The following is a 24,356-nucleotide window of genomic DNA, read 5'->3' on the forward strand; positions in this document are numbered from 1 at the left end:
AATTCGCGCACACAGCGACTAAAGTGGCACATAATGAAACGAATAAGGGAGGATTTGTGGTGAAACAAGCAGAACTGTATCGCATGGTGACGGACGAACACATTTGCCCATTCGGAATGAAGTCCAAAGCGCTGCTCGAACGGGAAGGTTATGAGGTTGATGATCATCACCTTACCAGTCGCGAACAAACCGATGAATTTCAGCAGAAGCATGATGTCGATACCACCCCACAAGCCTTTATCGATGGCGAGCGCATAGGGGGTTACGACGAACTGCTCGACTACTTCGGCAAAACCCGACCCGACAACAGACCCGCTGCGGCCTACCACCCGGTTATCGCAATCTTTGCTCTGGCCCTGTTAATGGCGCTGGCAGTGAACTGGGTAATGGGCACAGCGCTATGGTCAGTGCCCACAGCAGAGCGTTTTGTGGCCTTTGCCATGGCGTTGCTGGCCTTACAAAAGCTGCAGGATGTGGAAGCCTTTACCAATCAGTTTCTTGGCTATGATTTATTGTCGCAGCGCTGGGTACCTTATGCTTACATCTATCCCTTTGCCGAAGCTTACGCCGGTATTGGCATGCTGGCAGGAATATGGGGCTGGCTGGTTGGGCCGGTGGCGCTGTTTATCGGACTGGTTGGGAGTATTTCTGTGGTCAAAGCGGTTTATATCGACAAACGGGAGCTTAAATGTGCCTGTGTCGGCGGCGACAGCGAGGTACCCCTTGGTTTTATTTCGTTAACCGAAAATCTGATCATGGTGGCGGCCGGTGCCTGGATGCTGACAACAGCCAGTCTTTAGCACCCCCGGATTATCGGCTTTTTTCTTTACCAATTCGCAATGACGATACGGATTGGAATCAGAATATTAAAACCCGAAAGGATAGATAGCAGGCATTTTTGTCTGATCTTCATGAATATTGATCGGGTGTAGTGCCTGGCTTTTGTCAAAAAAATAGTCATAGCGCCGGGAATTGGATTGAAAGCCAGGATACTTCCGCACCCTAACCGCTGACCAGTGCATAACGTTGCCATGTGGTTATTTGTAGTAAACAGAATAAGTTCTGGAGGTAGTGGAGCTAAGTCAGATAAGTTATTATTCTGCAAACAGTTTTTAATGGTTTGAGTCGTTGGAACGCAGGCATCAGAACAGGCACCTTCATCCTCATCAGCAGTTAGGCCGGCGGCTGGTATTTCGGATCATCCTCTGGGCATTGCTGGTTTTGCTTGTTGCATCGGCAATCACTTTCTTCACCGCTTACCCTCGCTCTCAGGAGCGCATTGTCACTTCACTTAAACAGGATATTCAGATGGCACTGGTGCCGACGGAAATGTTGTTTGCACAGATTACAGATAATGCAGAAACACTGACTCAATCCTTTATTCGCCAGTATCGTTTTCAGCAAACCCATTCTGGGCGCAGTAGTGCACTTTTTGATGATTGGTTCGAGCAGACCTCCGTGGGCGTAAAGCGGCTGAAACAGCAATACTTTGATGGTGCCGAGGATAATCATCAGTTAATAAAAGGTATGTCGGCGTTTATTGGGAAATCAGATGAGCCGCTGGATGATGAACGCAAGGCCCGTATTGTTGCCGCCACTTTGACTCTGAATGAATTAGGGCCGGCCTGGTCAAAAGTGGTCAGCAACAGTCATTTGTCGATGCCGGAAAATGCACTGATTATGTATTCAGAGGACAGTGCCTGGGGGCGCATTGCGGACGAAAATCTTATCATGACCGATTACAGTGTGTTGCGCTCTAGCCTACAGTCGCAGAACCCTGAGCGGGCACCTAACTGGACTGGCCTTTATTATGATGCGTCTGCTGGTGTCTGGACCATCACTTATCAACACCCCATAGATCTTAACGGCAGACATCTGGCGAATGCCAGTTTTGACGTGGAGCTGGGTAAGCTACTGAATGATTTGCAAACACAAAGGGATGTAGGTGCAAACTACATGGTACTGAACAATCAGGGGGATCTGATTGCCGCATCTGATATCAGTGAAAACCTTAAAAATCAGCCTTTGCTTAGCCATGACAATTATGACGACCCTCTGTACCAGTCGGTTTATGGCCTGATTAATACGCTGCGAGATGCGCCCTCCGCTGAGGTGTTTGAGAATGCCGTTCCTGGCCATCTTGTGATTTTGCAACAGATACCAAGGTTGCAGTGGTGGTATGTGGCGCTTTACCCGCAGGATGGTATTCGTGAACAGGCCAGCATACAACCATTGCGGCTGAGCATTACCGGTCTGTTAATATTGGGATTACTGCTATTGATTGTACACTGGCAGGTTACCCGGGAAGTGTCTCTGCCCTTGCGCAGGCTGGCGTCAGTTGCCAGCCAGATGGACGCCAAAAACTATCAGGACGTGATTGCCAGCAGCGACAGACAGTGGCGGTTTAAAGGAGAAGTAAAGCTGGCACTGGATGCGTTCAGAACCATGGCAAGACGGTTTGTCAACGCACAGCACAGCCTGGAAAAACAGGTCAGCGAGAGAACCGCAGAGCTTGCACAAGCGAACAAGCGTCTCCAGCATCTTGCTCATATCGACGGCCTCACGGGGCTGATGAACAGGCGTTCTTTCGACCGTGACCTGCAAAAGGTATTGTCTGAACACACCCCTTTTATTCTCGCTCTTGCTGATATTGATGCGTTTAAACCCTTTAATGATCATTATGGGCACGAGGCCGGAGATCGGGTTTTGCAACAAGTCAGCCAGTGTTTGCTCTCTCTTGATGGCGTTATGGCCTATCGTTACGGCGGTGAAGAGTTTGCCCTGCTGATACCAAAAGCCGTGATCAACGCCAATGCCTTATTCTTAACCAAAGTGGTGGAAAAGGTTGCGGCACTGCAAATCCCCCATGAATATAACAGCCGTAAGGCGGATGTTGTCAGCATTAGCATGGGGGCAGTAATGGTCACGCCGGACAGCGCGCCCGCTGAGATAATTAATCAGGCCGATGAAAAACTGTATAAGGCGAAAGAGAAGGGCGGAAACTGTGTTGAGAGCAATATCAACACAGACTCAAATAGGGCTTTTAGCAGTTATTGATATCGATACCCTGCTCACCGGAAGAGGGTTTAATTTGGACGCGACCCTTTTCATTCTATAGATGAACAACCGGTCGATGTTTCTGTTCATTTAATATCTTTGTTCAATACTTTTGAACAAGAAATAAAGTTGAACAAAAGTGACAAAGGCTCTGCCACTGGCTACCTGACTAAGTAACTATCGTTGAAGCGTAGGGAAAATGGTGGCCCCTCCCAGACTTGAACTGGGGACCTACCGATTATGAGTCGGGTGCTCTAACCAACTGAGCTAAAGGGCCATTTTTTGCGGTGTGGTGCCAGCAGCCGGAAGGCTACAAAGCGGTGCGCAGTATAAGCAGTTTTTTTTCTGATGTCATCATTTTGCCTCCGCTGAACTGATTAAGAGGTGATTATTTAGCCGTTTTATCACGCTGTATGACAGGTGCCGGTGCTCAAGGCACCGGCACCCAATGAGATCACAAGGGCAGGGGCACCGGCCTGCCGTTAAGTATGGCTTCTCCATCTTTAAGGCTAAATATTGCCTGATACCCACCCTCTGTCTTTTTGAGCAGTCCTTGCTTCGCCAGGTTCTCTAATATCAGCGGCGCCTGTTTCTGAGCCAGCTGTTGCATTTTGGTGTCATCCCACTGTTGTGGTGGTACCGTGGTTTCGAGCTGGCTCAGCATCTGCCGGGCGGCCAGGAACTCTGCCACTTCTTCGTCTATCTGAAGTTGCGCATCTGCCAGAGTGTGCTGAATCCAGAATCCTGTGTCAGCGATATTCTCCGGAAGGCTGTCGATGTTCACCAGTTTACTGTTGAGGTGGCCATTAAAATCGCCCTGAGGGAGAGTGCCTTTGAGGCTGGTGATATTCAGTTCAGGCTCTGGCTTGAGCAGCATCAGCAGGTTGTCGAGCATAAATTTTTGCGTAGCCTGGTTTACTTCTTCTGCATCCGTGGCATTTAAAGTTCTCACAAAGTTTTGATATTTTTTAAGAAAATCAGTGTCGACCTGACTAACCTGCATGGCCAGTTGTAAGTCGCTGGCATTAAATTCCGGCATGTTTAATCCGGCCAGTCGATAATCCAGAAGGAGGTCGCCGGTTTTATCCTGATCATTTACATGGCTCTTTGCCCGGAACTTCAGGCCGTTCAGGCCAATAAGCTGGTCCGATGCGTTCTGAGTGATATTCAGTTTTTCCAGGCTTAGCAGGGCGTCACTGTTGTAAAATTCGCCGCGCAGCATAATGGCGAAATTGGCCTCGGCTTGCAGCGTAATGGCCAGCTCTTTGCTGTCGAGGTTCAGCTCTTTGCTTTGCAGGCTGAGTGAATCCGCCAGGCCGTGATAGCGAATCTCGCCACCGGTGATTTCACCACTGCCTGTATAACCACTGAAGTTAAGCGAGGAAAGTTGCTCGTTCTGGTTGCCGGTAAAGGCACTGAAGCTGTCCTGATAGCTGCTGTTACCGGTTAAGCCGGTTACACCCTGTATACGGTAAAATGGTAATTCTTCGGGCCAGGTCAGATGTTCTCTCAGTTTCTGGCCGTCAATGGTGGCTGTCCAGTCTGCCACACCCACAACACCTAAGTTGCTCAGCAGCAATGGGCCATGGTTGACGTTCAGGTTAACCTCAAACTCCGGCGCCACAGCACTATGCTGCGCCTGGGTTTGTTCCATGCCGGGAAAATCCATCTTAACCTTTATGACTGACCGGGTATTAAACCAGCTTTGCTCCAGTTCGGTAATCTCCAGTTCATAACCAGGCATTTGGTTAATCTGTGAGACATTGTGCTGCAGGCTTTTTTCGACCTCGGTACCAATATATTTTGGGGAAATCGCTAAGGTCGCGACGACGACGATGGCTCCGGCCAGCAAACCTTTTTTCATAAAATACGCTCCTTGTAAGGTAACAATGTCAGGGCAGACAGGTGCTTTGAAAACTGCCGTCAACATTACTATAACTGGCCGGTTCATGCCAGTTAACGGGTGCCGGTGGCAGCGTTATAAATCAATACTCTTCCGCTGCTGTGTGATTCGTTTTTATTAATACATTCGATTAGTTAAAGCGTCTTGACGGGTACAGTGTGAAACACGCATCATAGTGGTCTGATAGCAGCAGTCTGATCTTTTTAAACCGATAATGATAAAACACCTGAAGTTTCCTGAAGCGCTGATTCAAAGATTATGCGACCGCGCACCCATGTTAATGGTTGGCTGGCTGGCGAGTGTGTTGTTGTTATCCGGTTGCAGTTTTTTTGCCTCATCTCCGCCCCGTCTGAAAGTTGAGTTGCGCTACGACGACAAGCCGGTGCCCTGTGGAACGGCTTTAGGCATGAGTGGTGGTGGCTGGTATCTGGAGCATTCCAAATTCTATCTGAGTGAATTCCGTGACCAAAATGGTGCGCAGCTGAAACTGGAGAACAGTAAGTGGCAAACCGACAATGTGGTACTGGTGTCGATTGAGCAAAAAGATTGCTGGCGTGGCGGCGAAATGCCGGGTAATCACCAGATTCGTTTTAGCAAAGAGGTGGATCTGGGCACCATAGAGCGTCTTCAGTTTGTATTGGGGGTACCGATGAGCCCCGTTAGCCAGAACCCACTGACACAGCCTTCACCGTTAAATCTGTCGAGCATGTTCTGGTCAGTGCAGTCCGGGCATAAGTTTGCCCGAATAGAACTGAGTTCCGTGTCTGACACCTGGGCTTTTCATCTTGGTGGTGTTGATTGCGCTGACAATCAGAGTGCAGCCCAGCCATGCTATAAAGCGAATTTGCTTGAATTTGAACTGACCCGCCCTGAGGGTGCGGCCAATACACTGGTGTTTCATATTGATCGCCTGCTTAAGGGTATTGAGCTGAATAAGGCCAACAGTTGTACCTTTCAGCCCGGTGAAAGCGAAACCTGCGAGATGGTGTTAAATAACCTTCATGAGTCGGTTATCGAGTGGATATAGAGTTCACACATAGGGTTGGTATGGGCTAACAGCCGCGAATCTGTTGGTATAACCCTAAAACTCTGGTATCTTTCTGTTTACAATAAAAAATAGCCTAAGAGGCGCCTGTTGCAACGGGGAATATTATGACCGAAAAGCCTTTCCTGCTGAGTGGTAGAAATACCCTCATCCATAAATTACGTAAATTTGATCTGTTAGTGCTCAATGGCGATGACATGCCAGCCGTACTGGTGACCCATAAAGGCATTAAAGAGTACCAGGGCAAGTTGCCGGAAAATAAGCGCGAAGCCAAGATGATGGATATGGAGCTGATTGATGTCACCCTGAGCGACTTCTTCGGCGAGGAAAAGATCCTGTTGTTTATTCAGACCCTCAATGGCAAAGAATACAAAGTAGATTACAGCAAAGTAGACAGTAAATACTTTATTACCCTGCATCAGGGCAGCATTATCTGAGCCAACGCATTGTTATTCGTTATTTGCGGCATAGGTCGATTGTTGCCTATGCTGCGTTTAGCTTCCCATCTGTTTCCTGCCAATAACGCTTGAGTTGCCACTGGTCACACTTTTCCTGTAGCTCGTCACAATGACATATTCAGGTAACACTACTTACTTATAATCCCCTTTGTTGGCGTAGTGAACCAACACTCAATACAGTATTGAATTTCTTTATGTGTATTGTTTCCCTGATTCGGGGGCCTTTGTGGCCCCTTTTTCTATTATTACACTTCGATCTGGTATTGCTGGCACAGCTTGATCATGGTGTCGATGTGTAGTGGCTTGACGATATAGTGCTTTGCGCCAGACTTTGCAGCACGTTGTACCAGGTTTTTATGCTTGTTTCCTGTGAGAATCGCGACCGGAGTGTCACTATTAACACATTGCATATGGCTGAGCTGGTCAGCAACCATCAGGCCGTCTGTATCCGGCAGATTAATATCCATCAGGATCAGGGTGTACTGGTGGGTTTGCAGGTAGGCTAAGGCCCGCCTTCCCAAAGATGTCCAGTGAACTTCAAATCCCAGGTTCTCCAATAACTTACGGCTCATCATCGCACTGACATTGTCATCTTCCACTAGCAGTATTCTGGCTTTTTTGGTGGTATCGGCAGGCTGTATGTCTTGGTTTAGTGATGGGCTATCTGTCTGCAATGGCATTTCGTCCTGCGGCATGTCCACTGTGTCTGATTCTTCTGTTTCCTCTGGCTTATCTTCTCTTGCAGGCGAAAATTTAAGCAGCAAAGCATCAAGTAAATCGAGTGCAGAGTGTTGCAGGCGAATTAACCGGGGCCTGAAGTTGCTCTGCTTAAGAGTGGAGAGCTGTTCCTGTAAATTTTGCAGCAGGCTTTCGTCCGGCTCATTCTGTTGCAGTGATGCTTCGGTATCAGAGATGGCCTGATCAAACTCTTTTAATAGCTTATCGAACTCTACCTTAAGGCGGTTCTTGCGTTCAACGCCAACCCGCAATAGCTCCTCTTTTTCTTCGGGCAATGTCTGCCCGGCTTTCAGCTGTGGTAAGGGAGCAGAGTGGTTAAGGTATATTCCTAACTTTTCCAGTTGCTGGTAGCAAACCGTAACGGGCCGCTGCACCTCATATAGCGGGCGGGACAACAAATAATCATCAATCGCACGGCTGAGGAAATATTGAAATGCCTGCTTTTCATCCTGGCGTGAACAGGTGATCAGCAGCGAATGGTCATGCAGTTGATTGTCCGGTACCAAGGCCAGGCATTGATAGTAAAGGGCAAGTGAGTCGTGAATGTCTTCCTGAGACATCAGAATGATTTTACCAAACTCCTGCTTCAGACATTCCACCAAAGCGAGTTTGGAATTACTGACATTCAGAATGAGTTTGGAGTCTTGCAGCGTATGGATGAGTAATTCATCATCCTTGCGATTGGTCGTGTAAAAAAACACATGAAATTCATTTTTATCACGGTTTTTGGTCATGGCGTTCATCCTTCAACACACTGTCGATGCTTGATAAAACCAGCTGGCATTGCTGATTAAATTTCTCAAGCCAGGCATGTAAGTCATTTGTTTCCAGTGTAGCGCTAAGGAAGAGTTTTTCTCCAGCCTGGCTGACTTCATGTAATTTATCCGCCCCGAAGTACAACGCATTGCTTTTAAGATTGTGGGTAAGCTGGGCACATGCAGGCCAATTTTGCGACTTTATTGCCGCCTGGAGTTCTGACTGTCTGTCCTTCAGGCTTTGTTTGAAGTTAGTCAGCATTTCGCTCCGCTCTGCGTCAGAAATGTCACCAACATATTCTGTGATTTTGTTTGGATCTATGCTCATGGGAACCCCTTTAAGGCCCGAAATCAGGGAAGTTCTTCTATACTTTCATGCTGTGGCGCATTGTTTATTCTGTCACTGGCTATGGTTGCATGGTAAGCCGGAGATACCGCCGTAGCGTTAATCTTCCACGTACCCAGTATAGCGCTGTTTTTTCACAACTCATTGTTATTTAGACAGTGTAGGTTTTTCAACCCATACTCTAACACCATGGTATGCAGGATGGTTATCTGACGTATAGGTGCTGTCAGCTTGTCATGCACAAGCCGGAAAGTGTCAGAAAAAGGAGAGGGGTTTATGAGGGGGGAGCAGGAGTTTATCAGCCAGTTTGGTGTGTTGCTGGATACCCTGCCACTGGAAATTGCACTGGTGGACGGCAGCGGCAAGATCATTGCTGTTAATAAAGGCTGGCGGGATTTTGCAAAGGAAAACGGCCTGACCCAGGCCGATGCCGCGGTTGGTCAGAATTACCTCAGCGTATGTTTTCAAAGCACAGGTGAACATTCCACTTTCTCCAATGAGGCAGCAGAAGGTATTGCTTCGGTACTCAAAGGCCAGTTGCAGGACTTTGAGCTGGATTATCCTTGTGGTGTTCCCGGCGAGACCAGATGGTACCGAATGAGAGTTCGGCCAGTAGAAACAAGTGATAATCATGTATTGGTCACCCACGACAATATAACCAGAGAGCATGTGCTGGGAGAGCAGTTGCGGATGGCTCATAAGCTGGAGAGTCTTGGCCAGTTAACGGCAGGCATCGCCCATGATTTTAACAATATGCTAACCGTGGTGATGGGTAACGCCGATATGCTTATAGACCTGGTTTCAGACAACGAAGCTAACGCTGACAAAGACGAACTATTGGAAATTGCTGAACTGATTCTGTCGGCTGGCCAGAGTGGCGCCGACCTTACCCAGAGGTTATTGGCCTTTGCCCGTCGCCAGCCACACTCTCCCGAATTAGTGGATGTGAATAAGCTTGTCAATGATATGGAGCCTTTGTTGCGCTCTACGCTGGGCGATAATATCGAGATTGAGTGGATACGGTCAGCTGGATTATGGCAAACAGTGGTGGATCCTTCGCAGTTGCAAAATGCGCTATTGAATCTTTGCATTAATGCGGTGGACGCTATGCCAGGGGGAGGTAAGCTCACAATAGAAACGGCTAATATTCACATGGATGACGCTTATGCCACAGAGCATCCGGGTATTTACAGCGATCAATATGTCATGATCGGTGTCGCCGATACCGGTGTCGGTATGGATGACGTTACCGTACAAAGAGTCTTTGAACCTTTCTTTACCACCAAACCCAGGGGAAAGGGGACCGGTCTGGGCTTAAGCATGGTTTTCGGCTTTGTTAAGCAAAGCGGTGGGCAGGTCAATATCGACTCACAGCCGGGTGAAGGAACAAGTATCAGGCTGTACTTGCCAAAAGTAACAGGTGTTCATTTACCTGTCTCCACCCCGCAAGAAGCAGATACGACAGATTCTTGCGACACCGGGCGTATATTGCTGGTGGAAGACGATACAATGGTGCGAAAATTTGCAGAAGATGTACTGACCCGAGCCGGGTATCAGGTTTTTGCTGCAAGCCATGGGCAACAGGCGCTGGAGATACTTGAATCTCAGGGGGGAATGTCACTGATAATCATTGATGTGATCATGCCAGGCATGTCAGGAATAGAGCTTGCTGAAAACGTTGCCACTACTTATCCGCAGATGAAAGCGCTGTATATTTCCGGTTATACCGGGAATGCAGACATCCATAATAACCGGCTGGATAACGGCGTGCGGATGTTGAGAAAACCCTTCAGAAGGGTGGAGCTGCTGAACACTGTAAAATCACTGCTGGCGATGCAAGACAGTAAACAGTGAATCCGTTGTGGTTCTTTGACAAGCCCATGTTTATCACCAATCCTTAAATGTGAACAATAAACCTGTTCAACTGAAAACTGGCTTTTGCTGATAGGGTGCCAGATTAATACACAAAGTAATGGCCCGTGCAGCAAACGCTTAACAAATCGCCTGAAATTCAGTTAGTCCTTCTCCGCGAGGTTTACTATGCAAGGGAAATCCAAGATTCAGGGCCGAATACTAATCCTGGACGATGATCCCCTTACTGCCCAGACTATTGATCGGATCGCCCGGTTTACCGGCATGGAATCCCGGTTCACGACAAATCACCGAACATTTTTTGAGTTGCTGGAGGGGTGGCAACCCGATGTCATCGCGCTGGATTTGGTGATGCCGGATATGGATGGGGTAGAGATTCTGAGTGAGCTGGCAAAGAAGGGATGTCAGACGGATATTATCATTACCAGCGGGGTGGACCAGAAAGTGTTGGAGTCGGCCAAACGGACCGCTGATGACAGTGGCTTGCGCATTTTAGGTTTGTTGGCAAAGCCTTTTTCCACGGCGCAATTACGGGAGTTGTTAGGCCAGCATAACGCAGCACTTGTAGAGACCTCTGTTACCCGCCCTCCTGCGCCACCGGAAACTGTATCTCCCCATCCCTGTCTGAATAAAGAAGCATTGCGTTTGGCAACAGAGCGTGATCAGTTGTGCTACTTCTACCAACCCAAACTGCATTGCAAAACCGGGATGGTATCCGGGTTCGAAGCCCTCGCTCGTTGGAATCATCCTGAATTTGGCTGGCAGGCACCTTCTCGCTTTATCTCTGAAGCGGAAGAACAGGGAATCATTAACAGCCTGAGCCGTTATTTGTTTGAACAAGGCATACGTTGGTTTGCGGGGTTGCGTGAGAGAATTGCCACTCAGAGCGTAAAAGCCTGTTCTATGCTGGATTTTGACCAACTAACGCTGTCGCTGAATGTATCGGCCCTTTCCCTGTCGGATTTTGATTTGTTCATTGAACTGCGCGACCTGTGTCAGCAATGGCATATCAATACAGAACAGGTGATTCTGGAAATTACAGAGTCCTGCGCCATGGAGAATACGGAGAATTCACTGAAAACGTTGACCCGGCTCCGGGTACATGGATTTCAACTCGCCATCGATGACTTCGGAACGGGTTATTCCTCCATGTTACAGCTCGTCAGAATGCCCTTTAGTGAGTTAAAGATCGACCAGTCCTTTAGCCTCAATGCGCATTGCAATGCAGAATCCAGAGCGGTTATCCGCTCAATGGTAGAGCTGAGCAGGAACATTGGCATGAAAGTCGTCGCTGAAGGGATTGAGGAGCAATCCTCCTGGGAATTTCTGCGTGAGTTGGGTTGTGATATGGTGCAGGGGTTCTTGATTTCACGCCCATTACCTGCTGAACAGGTCTTCTCATGGCTGTTGAAATGGGTTGAAGACGTGGAGCAAATCCGTGAGTCGGAACTGAATCAGCTAGGTATCGACAATGCACTTGCTCAACGGCGTTTTGATCGCATCACCCATCTTGCCAGCCGATTACTGAAAAAGCCCATAGCGCTTTTTACTGTTGCAGCCAGTGAAAGAATCTGGGTGAAGTCAGGAATTGGTATCGGCAATGAAGTGTTGTCTGAGCGGGGTTCATTTTGCAGTGAAATCGTGCGTTCTGGTGCCCCCCTGAGCCAGGAAGATGCCAGTCTGGATAGCAGATTCAGCCAGTCTGAATTGGTCACGGAGCATGGTGTGAGAGGCTATGCTGGTGTGCCTGTGCATTCACCTAAGGGCTTTGTTGTTGGCACGTTGTGCGTAATGGCGACAACTGTATTCAGTCTGGATGCCGCGCAGCGAACGAAACTGACGATGCTCGCTGCGATGCTCGAAGTCGAGTTGTCCGAACAGGACAACAATGCAAGGCAACAACAGTCGGGCTTACTAAAGTGGGAGCTGTTTTTCCATCGGGCACAATCGACACTTGAGTTATGCCAGCAATGCAACTTGTCTTTTGCTCTGGTTGATTTCAGCATAAAAGCCCCCGTTGTTGAGGATAACAACACAAAGGCTATGGCGGAATGCGTCAGGGACTGGCTTTCGGGGTATTGTCGTGATTCAGATCTGCTCGGGCAACTGGGCGAGTATGAATGGATTTTATTGAGTGTGGAGCATTATCAGCAATCCGCTGATGCGGTGAGTGAAAGGCTGCAAAACAGGTTCCGGCAATACACTGAGCAAGTGCCTTTTACCGGAACCTTAAGGCTTGGGGTCGCCACAGAGGCAGACTGCAGCAATTATCGACTCGATCAGATTGTAGGTATTGCGCGACAACGGCTGCCAACCTGACTGTGCCATCATGATCACAACTATACGGCAGTTATCGGGCCTGGTAGATAATATCCTCCTTCAATGGCGCTAACGCTGCCAGAATACGGTTTTCCTGCTCAAAACTCAGACCAATCAGGCGCATGGCTTGTTGAACATGCTCCACAAGCCGGTAAAACTCGGCTTCGGTCACATTTCGCTCCTGATGGGATTCGCGCATTCCTTTACCGGTATATTCACAAGGACCGCCAATCAGTGCACAGGTTTGTTCGGTGAGCATTTTGCGCAGATGCGACTTCGGTACCCCTTCAAAGTGAGGACCAAGCACCGGATCGTTATAAATGCGGTTAATGGACAGGCCAAAGACTTTTGATAAGGTCTCAGAGCCGCCGATTTCCTCATACAGGCCAGGCTCAGGTTTGCCGGCACAGCCTGCCAGCAGCGTTACAATCAGGATTAAGGAAGTGCGAAGGTATTTCATAAATTCACCGTTGCAGACAGATAAAGGCCACTGGCCTTTTGGTCAAATGGAAGGTTGCCGAGGTCTACATAAGCGGCGGTTAAAGACCAGTGCTTATTCGGGAAGTAGGCAATAAACAGATCCGTTACGGTTTTCTCCTCAGCCAGCCCACCGAGGCGATTGGTCTGAGTGCGCCATTCTATACCGACGGCGGTAGAAGGCGACGGCAATAACGCGACAGACCCTTCCCATTCCAGTTCATAGCCATCATCAGCGGCCGATTCGAAACCGAGCAAACCAAAGGTGTTGGCCTTTGTCATTCTGGCTGTCACGTTGGCCAGCACATTATTGCCCCAGGCACCGCCAAGCCAGAGTTTACTGGCAGAAACATAAAAATCCGTGCCGGCGTCTTCGGTGGCGCCCAATAACTGGGGAACACCCGTGTCAGGAAGAGGAACTGAGCCATCAGAAAGTGGCAGCGACGTGTCGAAATCCCGGTTTTTCTTATATTGGGCACCTACCGAGACCTGAGGCCAGGGACTGTTCTGGTCGAAAACCGCATCCCCGAAGACTTTTACCTTCAGGCCGATGATATCCTGTTCAATATCGGTGCCCGGCGCAGTATTGACAGCGCCATCGGTTAACAGGTTGAATACGTTGCTGACAATACCGGATTCCACCTTGAGGTTCTGGCGCTGCACTGACAACTCCACCCTGTCGTAAAATCCTATTGCAGCACCAACGGTGCGTAACTGGTATTCCCCCAAATCTAATTGTTGTAGTGCGCCAGTGCCGTGAATTTCTTCTTTGGAGCCATAACCGGCAATCATGGCCCAGGGAGTGATTCCGCCACCAGCGGTTCCCTCAAAGCTGGTGATGCCGCCAGTGGCGACCAGCGAACTGCCAGTGGCGAGGGCCAACGGGCTCAGGCTGGTCAGGCTCAGGCAGAAAAACAGTTTTTTTATCATAGCGTTACTCTATCCGGGGACGAGATTCCAGTATGGCGAGGTTTTTAATCAGATTCCAGCCCTGAGCGGGTAGCTGTGGGCACAGAAATATAAGTTTATTGCTCTGCAGGCATTGGTAAAAGCGAATTTTCTTGCTATCAATAGGTAGTATGGATGTGTTTCTGAAGGTTCGTTTTGAGCGTCATCATGCATATTGTGACGGAATGCGGCTCCGAAGTTGTCAGAGCATAATTCAACAACACTGTGGTTTTGCCGATAAGGCAAAGGTGACATCGCTTATTACAGGCCGGCCAAAAATATGTATTCAGTTTTGATTTGTGATGATTCCCTGGTGGCGCGCAAACAAGTGGCTAAGTGCCTGCCGGAAGACTGGGATGTGTCCGTGCATTTTGCCAAACATGGCGAGGAAGCCATAGCCGCGCTAAAGGAAGGCAAAGGGCAGTTACTGCTGCTGGATCTGAATATGCCGGTGATGGATGGCTATCAGGTTCTTGAGGCCATTCAGACGCAGGGCCTGAAAACGACAGTTATCGTAATCTCCGGTGATATTCAGCCCGAGGCCCATCAGCGGGTCAAGCGTCTTGGGGCTCTAGATTTTATTGAAAAACCGGTGAGCCCGGGTTCCTTTGAGAAGTTGCTGCTCAGGCACCGGATTATGCACGGCCAGATAGAGGAAGACAGGCCGGAGCTGGCTAATCTGGATCCTGATATCAGAGACATATATCAGGAAATCACCAATATCGCGATGGGGCAGGCCGGTGATCACTTAGCCCGGATTCTCAATGTTTTTGTTAAACTGCCTATCCCAAATGTTAATCTGATTGAAGCCTCTGAACTGCACATGATGCTGCAGGATATCGAAGACAAAGACACCGTGTCCGGTATCTGTCAGGGCTTTGTCGGGCCGGGGATTTGTGGTGAAGCACTGTTTATTCTCAGCGACTCCAGCTTTAACGATGTGGCAAAGATTCTCAACATCTCAGAAGAAGTGGATGATCAGGTTCAGCTGGAACTGTTAATGGATGCAGCCAATATTCTTATCGGAACCTGCCTTAACGGGCTGGCCAGCCAGTTAGATATGCATTTCAGTCAGGGCCACCCGGAAGTGCTGGGCCAGCACAGGAATATCACCGAACTGATTAACATCAACAAGACACGTTGGCGCCGGACACTGGCAATTGAGCTCAGTTATGGCCTTGAAGGCTATCAGGTGCACTGTGATCTGGTCTTGCTGGTTACCGAAGAGTCCATGGAAACCATGAATAACAAACTCTCACATTTGTTGGAGGATTAGCATGACCGATGAAGCACTGAACGATCTGACAGAGTTTCACTGGATGATGGACATGTTACAAACTGTCGATGTGGGCTTGGTGGTGCTGAACAGGGAATTTGAAGTTAACCTCTGGAACGGTTTTATGGAGAGTCACTCAGGGCTGTTGCCCAGTCAGGTAAGGGGCAAGTCATTATTCAGCCTGTTTTCAGAAGTCAATGAAGTGTGGTTCCGAAACAAAGCCCGGCCCGTATTTGAGCTGAAAAACCGTGCCTTTATCATCTGGGAACAGCGACCCTATTTGTTGAAGTTTCCTAATTACCGGCCTATCACGGGCACGGAAGATTTCATGTACCAGAATATTACTCTCTCACCTTTGATCAGTACCACGGGCAAGGTAGACAACATTTGCATGATGATTTATGACGTCACCGATGTGGCCGTGGGTAAAAAAATGCTGGAGTCGACGCAGGTGATCTTAAGCGAGCTGAATGAAAAAGCGGCCGAGACCCCTTCTGGTGTCTGAAACTGGCTGTGCTTTTGTGGTGCTTTTCCCGCGCAGCGATAAGCCGTTGTTGAATAGGGTACAATGTCGCAGTGGGGGCTCAGAATATCCGCAGAGCCTTTTCGTTGCTGCACGCTCAGGTGCAGATGCAGTGTAACCTGTTTTTCGTTGCACTGGTCTGTCAGCCCTTTGCCATATTCCACGCCGGTAGCACAATATCAACCGACGTTAATCATCCGGGCAGACTGTAAGACTGAAGGATATCATTCAGGTTATCAGGGTTACCGGGATACTTTGAGGGTGTATGTTGAGAGCCTTGGTTACATTTATTTTGTTATTGCTGGCACAACCGGTTCAATCGGCGTTTATGTGCGAGGCGGATCTGCAGTTCGGATTAGTGGTGAACGAACGGCATATTCGTGTGATTGAAGATACCCGCACCTTGTATCAGATTAATGGTACCGATCAATTGATTGTGCACGGCGAATGGCTTGAGCTGAATTCTGAGGCGCAGAAGCAGCTGAAGGAACTGGCAGAAGGGTTGCGCTATGCGGTTCCCAAAGTGATCCTGCTGGCCAGTGAGGGGGTCGATCTGGCTATCGGCACCATTGATCATGTGTATGTTGGGCTGGTGGGCAGTGAGCATGACAGTTATCAGCGTCTTCAGGATGCCTTGTGGCGCGTACGCACCAAAGTGAAAACGAAATTTATCCGTGCCAGCAACAACTATTATATCGGCCCCCGCAGTCTGGAAAATGTGGATGAGCTGATGGATCCGGAACTGGAGCAGGAAATAGAGCAGGCGCTGGGTACATCGGTTGGTGGCATTCTGACTGCCATTGGTGGCCTGGCATCAGAAGGAGATACCAGTCTCGAGCGCAAGATGGAAGACCTGTCTACCCGTTTGGAAACCATGGGCGCGGAAATTGAGCGCCGGGTGGCGCCACAGGCCGATACCTTGCGTAAAAAAGCGGAATGGTTCTGTAATGAAATCAAGCGCCTCGACGGTATAGAAGAAGCACTGCGTGAGCAGGTTCCTGAGTTACAGGCCTACAATCTTATTGTCACCGGCGGCGCTTAAGAAAACCCCGCTCAGGCCGTTAATAATATTGTTATTTGGATGATTTACATCATGTTTTAATTGTACGGTGTTGAGGTACTATGTTTACCCTACAATCAGTGTCCGTTGCGCGGGAGAAACTATGTTCAGGGATCTTTACCTTTTTGTTGAGAAAACCTTCTTTGCCACCCTTACCCGCAAGATTATTGGTAATGTAACCTTTCTTTTTATGTTCCAGGTGTTAACGCTCTGGCTGGCTTTTTCTGACGCTGCCTGGACCGAGTCTGCGACGGTACTGATGACGCTGACCATTGTTAGTGTAATAGCTTTTTTGTTTACGCTTTTTTACCTTATTTACCTGATTGTTCGCCCGGTCAGGGCCATGGTGCAGAATCTGGATGAAATCAACCACAAACAGGGTGACCTGGGCGGCAGACTGCCGGCTTTTACCTATGATGAATTCAGGCAATTGTCCGAGGGTTACAATACCTTTGTCAGCAATCTTTCTACGTTGCTCAAAGACATCAGTGCGCATGCCTGCGAGGCCAGTGAAAAGAATCAGGCGGTTCTGGCAAAGGTGAATAATACCTCTGCCAACGCCGCCAGTCAGGACAGTATCAGCGATGAGATTTTTGCCTCCAGTCAGCAGGTGAATGACGAAATTCAGGCCATCGTCAGTAAAACCGATGAGGTGGCCCATTCCACCAAGGAAAACCTCAGTGCTGCCGCTACCTCAACCCGCAAGCTAACAGTTCTGTCAAAAGACATTGGTAATATTGATGAATTACTGCGGGACTTTGACAAGACAGTCAGCGGCCTGAAGGACAATGCGTCGAGTATTCGCGATATTCTTAAAATGGTGCAGGATTTTTCCGACCAGACTAATTTACTTGCGCTGAATGCGGCCATCGAAGCTGCCCGGGCCGGTGAGGCAGGGCGTGGTTTTGCGGTGGTGGCGGATGAAGTCCGCACGCTGTCTGTTAAGGTGAATGAAGCGACGGGCCAAATCAGCAACTTTATTAACCAGATGGAAACCCTGGTGCAGGATACACAACAGGAGTCAGCAAAGCTGACGGAGATGGCCGGGCAGGCGCAGCAGGATATTGCCACCACCAGCGAGCGTTTCGAAGACATGGTGCAGCAACTGCAGGCCGATAACCAGCGCCTGGTGTCTATTGGCGAGTCGGTACATTCTCTTAAACATACCTATGATCAGGCCCATACATCAGTGGCCCGTATTTCTGAACTGGGCGCTGAGATCCGCACTGATATGCAGCAGGTGGAAGCGGATATCCGGGAGCTGACCGTAGAGACTCAGACTACCCAAAAACAACTGCAGCGCTTCTTGTAATACCAATTATCTATGCGGATTGGTATAAATCAGGTCAGCAATGATAGCGATAAAGGCGAACAACATAGAGATGATTCCTTACGCGATTGTTATTTAGTGCTGTCTGAAGCCTCGCTGGCCTGTTCCTGCTTATCCTGCCATTCTTCCAGTTCAGGTTCACCCCTGAGGTCTGAGGGATCGAACCCCGGGTTGAACTCACGAATAAAAATCTCCCAGAATGTCAGGAACAGCGCGGCGATCAGCGGGCCGATAACAAAGCCATTGATGCCGAACAAGCTGAATCCGCCAAGCGTCGACAGCAGCACCACATAATCCGGCAGCTTGGTGTCACGGCCGACCAGAATGGGTCGCAGGATATTGTCTACCAGTCCGATAACAACGGCGCCGAAAGCAGTGAGTATGGCTGCGTCCACCCACTCACCGATGGCAAACAGATAGATAGCCACCGGCGCCCAGATAAGACCGGCGCCCACCACAGGGATCAGCGACAGCACTGTCATAACCACGCCCCAGAGGATTGGCCCGGGGATGTCGAGTATCCAGAATATCAGTCCGCCGAGGGTGCCCTGGGCAATAGCCACCACCAGATTGCCTTTCACGGTGGCCCGGGTGACCTCAGAGAACTTATCAAACAACTGGTGTTCCCGCTCATCCCCCATTGGCAATGCCCGCACCAGCAGCATCACCAGTTTCGGGCCGTCACGCAGAAAAAAGAAGGTGACATACAGTAGTAAACCGATATTCAGGAACAGGGTCATGGTGCCCTGACCCAGCTGCACCGCGTTCTCTGCTATCCAGCGGCTGGAAGAGACGGCGCTATCGGCCAGCAGGCTTTTAAATTTTTCAAGATCGATACCGAAACGACCGAGAAAGTCCTGTACCGCCGGAAAGGCGGTTTTGAGCTGTTCCACATAGGTGCCGGGATCGAGATCGCCGTCCTGCAGTTTCTGGTAGATTTTGGCGCCTTCCTGAAAAAATGAAGCGGCCACGAACAGAGTAGGCACAATCACCATTATGGCGCAGATGAGCAGGGTTGTCAGAGCTGCCAGGTTACGACGCCCCGACCAACGCTCTGTCAGATAATGGTGCAGGGGATAGAACATAATAGCAATCACGCAGGACCAGAACAGGGCGCCAAAGAATGGCTTGAGCAAATAACCAAACAGCCCGGTGATAAGCAGCAGTAATAGCAGAAATGAGCGCTGTTCCAGTTTTTCCTGCATAGTTTTTCCCTTTTTATTCAGCCCCAGGTCAGTATGGCAGGGCGGTAAAATTAAACCAGTTTCTCCAGCAAGTTGTTCAGATACCGTTTGCCCGACTCTGTTAATTGCCAGCTTTGTGGGGTTTCATTGATAAGCCCGGCATCGATGGCACCGGTCAGTTTTCCGGCAAGTCCGAATTCGGCGATCTGCAGGCCGGTATAGCGCTCGTAGTCCTGCTTTGGGCAGGGCTCCAGGAGGCGCAGACGATTCATAAAAAACTCAAAAGGCCGGTCGGCTCTGACGACATTATGACTCTGGAAAAGGTAGGGCTTGCTCAGGTCCATATAGCCCTTGGGATGTTTGACCTTAACCGTGCGCAGGATCTGATTTGCGCCAGCATCGGTAATCTTGCCGTGAGCGCCACAGCCAATACCCAGATAATCCCCAAAACGCCAGTAATTTAGGTTGTGCTGACACTGGTGCCCGGGCTGGCTATAGCCAGAGATTTCGTATTGATGGTATCCCGCTTGTTCAAGTAGTGTATGGCCTTGTTGCTGGATGTCCCAGAGTACATCATCATCGGGTAATACCGGCGGCTTTGACGCAAACAGGGTATTGGGCTCGATGGTCAGCTGGTACCAGGAAAGGTGTGGGGGCAGCTGCCCGATCGCACGACGAAGGTCCGACAGAGCATCATCTACAGATTGATCCGGTAAGCCATGCATCAGATCCAGATTAAAACTGCTGAGCCCGGCATTGTGGGCATAGCCCGCTGCCCGGCTGGCCTGTTCGGCGTTATGAATACGCCCCAGGGCCTTAAGCTTATCCTGCCCAAAGCTCTGCACACCGATGGAAATGCGGTTGACTCCGGCCTGACGAAATGCCGCAAATTTCTCGCTTTCCACCGTGCCCGGGTTGGCCTCAAGGGTAATTTCTGCGTCATCTGCCAGGTTAACCCGCTCACCCACGCCGGTGAGAATGCGTTCAATGCCTTTGGCACTGAACAGGCTGGGTGTGCCGCCACCAAAAAAAACAGAGCTTATGGGGCGGTCGCCCACCAACATTGCATCTGTGGCTAAATCATCCAGCAGATGGCTGATATATTCCGATTCGGGCAGCGGCGTTTTCTGACCATGGGAGTTAAAGTCGCAATAGGGGCACTTTTGTACGCACCAGGGAATATGGATGTACAGCGCCAGTGGCGGAGTTTGCAAAGCCGATTCAGCCAAGAGCCGCTTCCAGTTGTGGCAGCAATTGTTGCAGCGCCTGTGCGCGGTGACTGAGCTGGTTTTTAAGTCTGGCTTCCAGCTCTGCCGCTGTGCACTGATGTGATGCTACCCGGAACACCGGATCATAGCCAAAGCCGCCGTCGCCGGATGGTTGTTGCGTAATCAGACCCTGCCACTGTCCCTGAGCAATAACCGGGGTGGGGTCATCGCCATGGCGCATCCATACCAGCACACAGATAAAGCGGGCCTGGCGGTTTGTCTGGCCTTCAAGGGCGCCAAGCAGTTTTTGTACATTGTCTGCATCAGTGGCGTTCTCACCGGCATAGCGGGAGGAGTAAATGCCCGGAGCGCCGCCCAACGCATCAACTGCCAGTCCCGAATCATCGGCAATAACCGGTAAGCCGGTAATACGTGACGCATGGCGGGCTTTGATAATGGCGTTTTCCACAAAGGTAGTGCCGGTTTCCGCAACCTCGGGCACATCAAATTCACTCTGTACCCGTATATCCACATTAAGCGGAGTAAGCATGGCAGAGAGTTCTTTCACTTTGCCGGCGTTGCCTGTGGCCATGACCCATTTTTGCATTGTGTTGTCTGCCCGTTGGAATTTGCCGGCATTTTACGTTGTTTATGCCACCGCGTCATTGTTGCCGGAGTTGTAGGTTGGACTTAAATCCAACAATTTATGCAAGGTGAAGCGCCCAGCGCTCAGTGACCAAAGCATTCACCACAGAGTCACAGAGGGCACAGAGACCAAAAGATTTTTTAAACCTTTGCGCCTTTGCGAGATCATTAAACAATTCTAAATGTTACGCAGAGTCGCAAAGGACGCAGAGAGAACCTGAGCAAGTCATTCCTGAGGTTGTTGCAGGTCGATGGCTTCAGATGCTATAAGGTTAATAACTCCCTTTCAGTCACTTAAAGGAACTAAGATGAAAGCCGCCGGATTGTTTTTGCTTATATTACTCCCCTTCTTTGCTACTGCTACCGAGCAGGATGTGTTGTTGTCAGAGCAACAAAATGGAGAGCCCATCGAACGTGACCCGCCCAAATATCCGCGTTCTGAAGCCAGGGCCGGTAAAGAGGGCTGGGTCAGAGTGGACTTTGTGGTAGACAAGCAGGGCGAGGTTGTGGATGCAGTAGTACTCGATTCGTCGGGCGTTGCGGGGTTTGAACGTGAAGCCTTAAGAGCTGTCAGACGCTGGCAATATGAACCGGCGCTGGTCGATGGTGAGCCGGTACAGCAATGCTATAAGGTGCAACTGGATTTTGCTTTGCATAAGCAGCGCCAGGGTGTCACCCGTCGTTTTGCATCCAGAATTCGCGCCATTCAGGAACTGCTTGAAAATCAACAACTGGAAGAGGCTAAAGACAGGCTCGACGAGCTCAGAGAACGGCCACAATGGAATCTTACTGAGGATGGCTGGTATTGGATGATAGACGGGCTATATCAGCAGGCGGTGGGTAATGTTGAGCAGCAAATCAGAAGTTTTAAGCGTGTTACCGGTATTAGCGCCAGGCGCTTACCGGATGTGCAATTACGCTATGTACTGCAACGGCTGTTTGTATTGCAGGTCTCGCAGAATCAGTTTACTGAAGCCCTGAGCACCTACGAAAAGCTACAACAGGTGCCAGATAGTGAGGAGCTGATTGCGACCATGGCACCCTATGTTGAGCAAATCCGCCAGATCGTCGACAGTGACCAACCGCTGTTTGTGTCGGCCCGTATTAATGAGCGTCGCTACTGGTATCATCACCTCAGCCGCTCCGGCTTTCAGCTGGCAGAGGTAAGCGGCACGCTGAATACTCTGGAAGTGCGCTGTGAACGTCAGTTGCAAACATTTAAAGCTGTCAGTGATGTGTCATGGCAGATACCGCCCAGCTGGGGCGAATGCAGAGTAAAGATAAAAGGTAAGCCCGGCAGTGAATTTAAGTTGGTAGAACTGCAGCCCGTCTCTGAAACAGAGCAGACCGCAGCATTATAAAACAGCAGATTTCAGCACAGAGATACAGAAGGTTTTTTTTATATCAGCACCTTTGCGCCTCGGCGGGAATCCAGTGTCTTTTAATGTCATGTTCACAGTGAATATAAAGTCACTAGGTGCCCGGTAACGGCATTCGGGCATGACGGACGGTCGTTGCCGCCGCCGTTGGCGAGAACCCAGCGATGTCCCCGTCTTTATTTGCCTTTGTTTTTACGTACTTTCTTAGTCCTGGCTGCGGCTTTTTTGGTTTTGCTGGTGTTTTTAACTTTCTTTTTCTTTGCCGGCACAGCGGGCTTTTTATTTTTCGGCCTCAGGCCCTCAATTACTCTGGCTTTAAGCGTCTGGTCGGTGTAGCGCTCAATCTTTGGCACCATAAGGTAATCATGGGCCTCCACCAGTGAGATGGCCGTGCCTTTTTTACCCGCGCGCCCGGTACGCCCGATACGATGCACATAAATATCTGCGGTACGGGGCATATCATAATTGATCACATGACTGATGTCGGCGACATCGATACCCCGGGCCGCTACGTCTGTAGCCAGCAGAATTTTCACTTCACCCTTGCGGAACCGGCCCAGTGCCAGGTTGCGTTTATCCTGTGGCATATCGCCCTGCAGATAGCAGCAATCCAACTTTTCTGAATCCAGCCTGGCTTTGAGATCCATCAGACGATCGCGGGTTTTGACAAACACGATGGCCTGCTGAATATCGTTACGAAGCAGATGAAGCAACAGGGCGAATTTGTGCTGGGCATCATCGGCAAAATGCAGCCATTGCAGAATTTTGGCATGCTCACGACGAGAAGGAGAGGCAGAAACTTCAACCGGGTCCTTGAGGATGTCTCTGGCAAAACGGGCAATACCGGGTCCTTCCAGGGTGGCAGAAAACAAAAAGGTTTGTTTGCGCCATCTTGCCTCGGCGGCAATCTGATTCACAATCGCGCTGAATCCCATGTCCAGCATGCGGTCGGCTTCATCCAGTACAAGGATTTCTATCTCGCGACAATCAAAGGACTCTTTTTCGATATGTTCAAACAATCGCCCGGGGGTTGCCACCAGAATATCCGGCATGTCTTCAAGGGTTTCGCGGTCGGTGCCGTAGTTGATGCCGCCGGTGATCACGCCGCACTTTAACGGGGTAAAGCGTAACAGGGCCAGTGCCTGTTGGTGCACCTGCAATGCCAGCTCGCGGGTTGGTGCCAGAATCAGTACCCGCACGGCGCCGGGCTGGCGGCGCGGATAGTCCAGCAAGAACTGTGCGGCGGGCAGTAAAAATGCAGCCGTTTTGCCTGTTCCTGTCGGGGCGCAGGCGAGAATATCTTTGCTTTCCATGGCAGGCGGGATCACTAACTGCTGAATGCTGGTGGGCTTACTAAACCCCATCTCCTGGCAGGCGCTGACCAGCGCGTCATCCAAATCCAACTCATCAAACATTAATCTCTCGCCCTTATGATCACAATCTGGCCGCGATTATAAAGGATGAACAGGCTAATCCCTAATAGTACCTAAACACAGAGCAAATGACTGGTTCAGCGAACGCTAGCGCCTTCAGGGCAAGGCACGTCATCGCAGGCATAGTTGTTCTACGTCAAGATGGCGTAACACCGCCATGGAGTCGCTAGCGTTCGCCCGGAGGGTGGGTTTCAAAGCCCCTTCTACTGCGTTCCTCGCTTTTGATTTAGGCCCACTAAACCTACAAGCAAGCGCCTTGTATAAGGTGCTTTGAATTCCCACTGAACCGTTTATTTGTTCTATGTTTAGGTACTGGAGTCGAATTTATTCGACCAACACAAGAGGCCTGATGCCGTCAGTCCAACCAATTGATTCCTTGTACCTCTATCTTTACGGCTAT

20 protein-coding genes and 1 tRNA gene are annotated in these 24,356 nt (G+C 49.8%); 11 read left to right on the forward strand and 10 right to left on the reverse strand.

The features are described 5' to 3' along the window. Nucleotides 1-56 precede the first annotated feature (56 nt). Together CDA54_RS13835 and CDA54_RS13840 are read left to right on the forward strand one after the other, a co-directional pair. A complete protein-coding gene (locus CDA54_RS13835) occupies nucleotides 57-800 on the forward strand; it encodes a MauE/DoxX family redox-associated membrane protein (protein ID WP_099035614.1) in 744 nt (247 codons plus the stop codon). 328 nt (nucleotides 801-1,128) lie between these two features. Beyond that, nucleotides 1,129-3,057 (forward strand): GGDEF domain-containing protein, encoded by a 1,929-nt coding sequence (locus tag CDA54_RS13840; protein WP_099035615.1) that lies wholly within the window; start codon nucleotides 1,129-1,131, stop codon nucleotides 3,055-3,057. Between the two features lie 200 nt (nucleotides 3,058-3,257). Here CDA54_RS13840 and CDA54_RS13845 read toward each other — a convergent pair. Both CDA54_RS13845 and CDA54_RS13850 read right to left on the reverse strand, forming a co-directional pair. Next, nucleotides 3,258-3,334: transfer RNA gene (locus CDA54_RS13845), tRNA-Ile, on the reverse strand. A 177-nt stretch (nucleotides 3,335-3,511) separates the two neighbouring features. Beyond that, nucleotides 3,512-4,921 (reverse strand): YdgA family protein, encoded by a 1,410-nt coding sequence (locus tag CDA54_RS13850; RefSeq protein WP_180237222.1) that lies wholly within the window; start codon nucleotides 4,919-4,921, stop codon nucleotides 3,512-3,514. A gap of 253 nt (nucleotides 4,922-5,174) precedes the next feature. Between CDA54_RS13850 and CDA54_RS13855 the strand changes: the two genes are divergently transcribed. Together CDA54_RS13855 and CDA54_RS13860 are read left to right on the forward strand one after the other, a co-directional pair. Next, complete coding sequence (locus CDA54_RS13855) at nucleotides 5,175-5,987, forward strand: MbnP family copper-binding protein (protein ID WP_099035617.1); 813 nt, start codon at nucleotides 5,175-5,177, stop codon at nucleotides 5,985-5,987. 125 nt (nucleotides 5,988-6,112) lie between these two features. Continuing rightward, entirely contained in the window at nucleotides 6,113-6,442 is a 330-nt protein-coding gene (locus CDA54_RS13860; protein WP_099035618.1) for a hypothetical protein, read from the forward strand. Nucleotides 6,443-6,708: 266 nt separating this feature from the next. Here the strand turns inward: CDA54_RS13860 and CDA54_RS13865 are convergent, their stop codons facing one another. Together CDA54_RS13865 and CDA54_RS13870 are read right to left on the reverse strand one after the other, a co-directional pair. Next, nucleotides 6,709-7,935: a response regulator gene (locus CDA54_RS13865; protein ID WP_180237223.1), complete on the reverse strand. Its 1,227-nt coding sequence runs from the start codon at nucleotides 7,933-7,935 to the stop codon at nucleotides 6,709-6,711. Further along, nucleotides 7,919-8,284: an Hpt domain-containing protein gene (locus tag CDA54_RS13870; protein WP_099035620.1), complete on the reverse strand. Its 366-nt coding sequence runs from the start codon at nucleotides 8,282-8,284 to the stop codon at nucleotides 7,919-7,921. The genes CDA54_RS13865 and CDA54_RS13870 overlap by 17 nt, the downstream gene beginning before the upstream one ends. A 294-nt stretch (nucleotides 8,285-8,578) precedes the next feature. Here CDA54_RS13870 and CDA54_RS13875 point away from each other — a divergent pair, with 294 nt between their 5' ends. Further along, nucleotides 8,579-10,156 carry an ATP-binding protein gene (locus CDA54_RS13875; RefSeq protein ID WP_099035621.1) on the forward strand — a complete coding sequence of 526 codons (1,578 nt, stop codon included), beginning with the start codon at nucleotides 8,579-8,581 and terminating at the stop codon, nucleotides 10,154-10,156. Between the two features lie 186 nt (nucleotides 10,157-10,342). Beyond that, entirely contained in the window at nucleotides 10,343-12,493 is a 2,151-nt protein-coding gene (locus CDA54_RS13880) for an EAL domain-containing protein (protein ID WP_099035622.1), read from the forward strand. Nucleotides 12,494-12,524: 31 nt separating this feature from the next. Here CDA54_RS13880 and CDA54_RS13885 read toward each other — a convergent pair whose 3' ends face one another. Both CDA54_RS13885 and CDA54_RS13890 read right to left on the reverse strand, forming a co-directional pair. Continuing rightward, nucleotides 12,525-12,953: a group I truncated hemoglobin gene (locus CDA54_RS13885; RefSeq protein ID WP_099035623.1), complete on the reverse strand. Its 429-nt coding sequence runs from the start codon at nucleotides 12,951-12,953 to the stop codon at nucleotides 12,525-12,527. Next, entirely contained in the window at nucleotides 12,950-13,900 is a 951-nt protein-coding gene (locus CDA54_RS13890; protein ID WP_099035624.1) for a DUF3034 family protein, read from the reverse strand. The genes CDA54_RS13885 and CDA54_RS13890 overlap by 4 nt, the downstream gene beginning before the upstream one ends. A 298-nt stretch (nucleotides 13,901-14,198) precedes the next feature. On the opposite strand from CDA54_RS13890, the gene CDA54_RS13895 reads away from it, so the two are divergent. The 4 genes from CDA54_RS13895 (at nucleotide 14,199) to CDA54_RS13910 (ending at nucleotide 18,089) form a co-directional block, all read left to right on the forward strand. Next, nucleotides 14,199-15,194 carry a response regulator gene (locus CDA54_RS13895; protein WP_099035625.1) on the forward strand — a complete coding sequence of 332 codons (996 nt, stop codon included), beginning with the start codon at nucleotides 14,199-14,201 and terminating at the stop codon, nucleotides 15,192-15,194. Between the two features lies 1 nt (nucleotide 15,195). After that, the gene (locus tag CDA54_RS13900) at nucleotides 15,196-15,699 is read left to right on the forward strand and encodes a PAS domain-containing protein (protein ID WP_099035626.1); all 504 of its coding nucleotides are present in this window, start codon (nucleotides 15,196-15,198) and stop codon (nucleotides 15,697-15,699) included. 283 nt (nucleotides 15,700-15,982) lie between these two features. Next, complete coding sequence (locus tag CDA54_RS13905; protein WP_099035627.1) at nucleotides 15,983-16,759, forward strand: DUF2884 family protein; 777 nt, start codon at nucleotides 15,983-15,985, stop codon at nucleotides 16,757-16,759. Between the two features lie 121 nt (nucleotides 16,760-16,880). Then, complete coding sequence (locus CDA54_RS13910) at nucleotides 16,881-18,089, forward strand: methyl-accepting chemotaxis protein (RefSeq protein WP_099035628.1); 1,209 nt, start codon at nucleotides 16,881-16,883, stop codon at nucleotides 18,087-18,089. 89 nt (nucleotides 18,090-18,178) lie between these two features. Here the strand turns inward: CDA54_RS13910 and CDA54_RS13915 are convergent, their stop codons facing one another. Genes CDA54_RS13915 through rdgB form a run of 3 tightly spaced genes read right to left on the reverse strand, consistent with a single transcriptional unit; the run spans nucleotide 18,179 to nucleotide 21,106 of the window. Continuing rightward, the gene (locus CDA54_RS13915) at nucleotides 18,179-19,312 is read right to left on the reverse strand and encodes an AI-2E family transporter (RefSeq protein ID WP_099035629.1); all 1,134 of its coding nucleotides are present in this window, start codon (nucleotides 19,310-19,312) and stop codon (nucleotides 18,179-18,181) included. Nucleotides 19,313-19,362: 50 nt separating this feature from the next. Next, nucleotides 19,363-20,505: a radical SAM family heme chaperone HemW gene (hemW, locus tag CDA54_RS13920; protein ID WP_099035660.1), complete on the reverse strand. Its 1,143-nt coding sequence runs from the start codon at nucleotides 20,503-20,505 to the stop codon at nucleotides 19,363-19,365. A 7-nt stretch (nucleotides 20,506-20,512) separates the two neighbouring features. Further along, on the reverse strand, nucleotides 20,513-21,106 hold the full coding sequence (gene rdgB, locus CDA54_RS13925; protein WP_099035630.1) for an RdgB/HAM1 family non-canonical purine NTP pyrophosphatase: 594 nt from the start codon (nucleotides 21,104-21,106) through the stop codon (nucleotides 20,513-20,515). A gap of 346 nt (nucleotides 21,107-21,452) precedes the next feature. Between rdgB and CDA54_RS13930 the strand changes: the two genes are divergently transcribed. After that, complete coding sequence (locus CDA54_RS13930; RefSeq protein WP_180237224.1) at nucleotides 21,453-22,505, forward strand: TonB family protein; 1,053 nt, start codon at nucleotides 21,453-21,455, stop codon at nucleotides 22,503-22,505. A 194-nt stretch (nucleotides 22,506-22,699) separates the two neighbouring features. Here the strand turns inward: CDA54_RS13930 and srmB are convergent, their stop codons facing one another. After that, entirely contained in the window at nucleotides 22,700-23,938 is a 1,239-nt protein-coding gene (gene srmB, locus CDA54_RS13935) for an ATP-dependent RNA helicase SrmB (protein ID WP_099035632.1), read from the reverse strand. Nucleotides 23,939-24,356 lie beyond the last annotated feature (418 nt).

This window comes from Lacimicrobium alkaliphilum (assembly GCF_002591895.1).
GTDB lineage: Bacteria > Pseudomonadota > Gammaproteobacteria > Enterobacterales > Alteromonadaceae > Lacimicrobium > Lacimicrobium alkaliphilum.

Bases quoted from the DNA above. Each gene is read 5' to 3' on its own strand.
- CDA54_RS13915 (WP_099035629.1), bottom strand. From the start codon at position 19,312: ATGCAGGAAAAACTGGAACAGCGCTCATTTCTGCTATTACTGCTGCTT.
- CDA54_RS13870 (WP_099035620.1), bottom strand. From the start codon at position 8,284: ATGAGCATAGATCCAAACAAAATCACAGAATATGTTGGTGACATTTCT.
- CDA54_RS13890 (WP_099035624.1), bottom strand. From the start codon at position 13,900: ATGATAAAAAAACTGTTTTTCTGCCTGAGCCTGACCAGCCTGAGCCCG.
- CDA54_RS13875 (WP_099035621.1), top strand. From the start codon at position 8,579: ATGAGGGGGGAGCAGGAGTTTATCAGCCAGTTTGGTGTGTTGCTGGAT.
- CDA54_RS13855 (WP_099035617.1), top strand. From the start codon at position 5,175: ATGATAAAACACCTGAAGTTTCCTGAAGCGCTGATTCAAAGATTATGC.
- CDA54_RS13900 (WP_099035626.1), top strand. From the start codon at position 15,196: ATGACCGATGAAGCACTGAACGATCTGACAGAGTTTCACTGGATGATG.
- CDA54_RS13860 (WP_099035618.1), top strand. From the start codon at position 6,113: ATGACCGAAAAGCCTTTCCTGCTGAGTGGTAGAAATACCCTCATCCAT.
- CDA54_RS13850 (WP_180237222.1), bottom strand. From the start codon at position 4,921: ATGAAAAAAGGTTTGCTGGCCGGAGCCATCGTCGTCGTCGCGACCTTA.
- CDA54_RS13885 (WP_099035623.1), bottom strand. From the start codon at position 12,953: ATGAAATACCTTCGCACTTCCTTAATCCTGATTGTAACGCTGCTGGCA.
- CDA54_RS13930 (WP_180237224.1), top strand. From the start codon at position 21,453: ATGAAAGCCGCCGGATTGTTTTTGCTTATATTACTCCCCTTCTTTGCT.
- CDA54_RS13905 (WP_099035627.1), top strand. From the start codon at position 15,983: ATGTTGAGAGCCTTGGTTACATTTATTTTGTTATTGCTGGCACAACCG.
- CDA54_RS13910 (WP_099035628.1), top strand. From the start codon at position 16,881: ATGTTCAGGGATCTTTACCTTTTTGTTGAGAAAACCTTCTTTGCCACC.
- CDA54_RS13865 (WP_180237223.1), bottom strand. From the start codon at position 7,935: ATGACCAAAAACCGTGATAAAAATGAATTTCATGTGTTTTTTTACACG.
- CDA54_RS13895 (WP_099035625.1), top strand. From the start codon at position 14,199: ATGTATTCAGTTTTGATTTGTGATGATTCCCTGGTGGCGCGCAAACAA.
- CDA54_RS13880 (WP_099035622.1), top strand. From the start codon at position 10,343: ATGCAAGGGAAATCCAAGATTCAGGGCCGAATACTAATCCTGGACGAT.
- srmB (WP_099035632.1), bottom strand. From the start codon at position 23,938: ATGTTTGATGAGTTGGATTTGGATGACGCGCTGGTCAGCGCCTGCCAG.
- rdgB (WP_099035630.1), bottom strand. From the start codon at position 21,106: ATGCAAAAATGGGTCATGGCCACAGGCAACGCCGGCAAAGTGAAAGAA.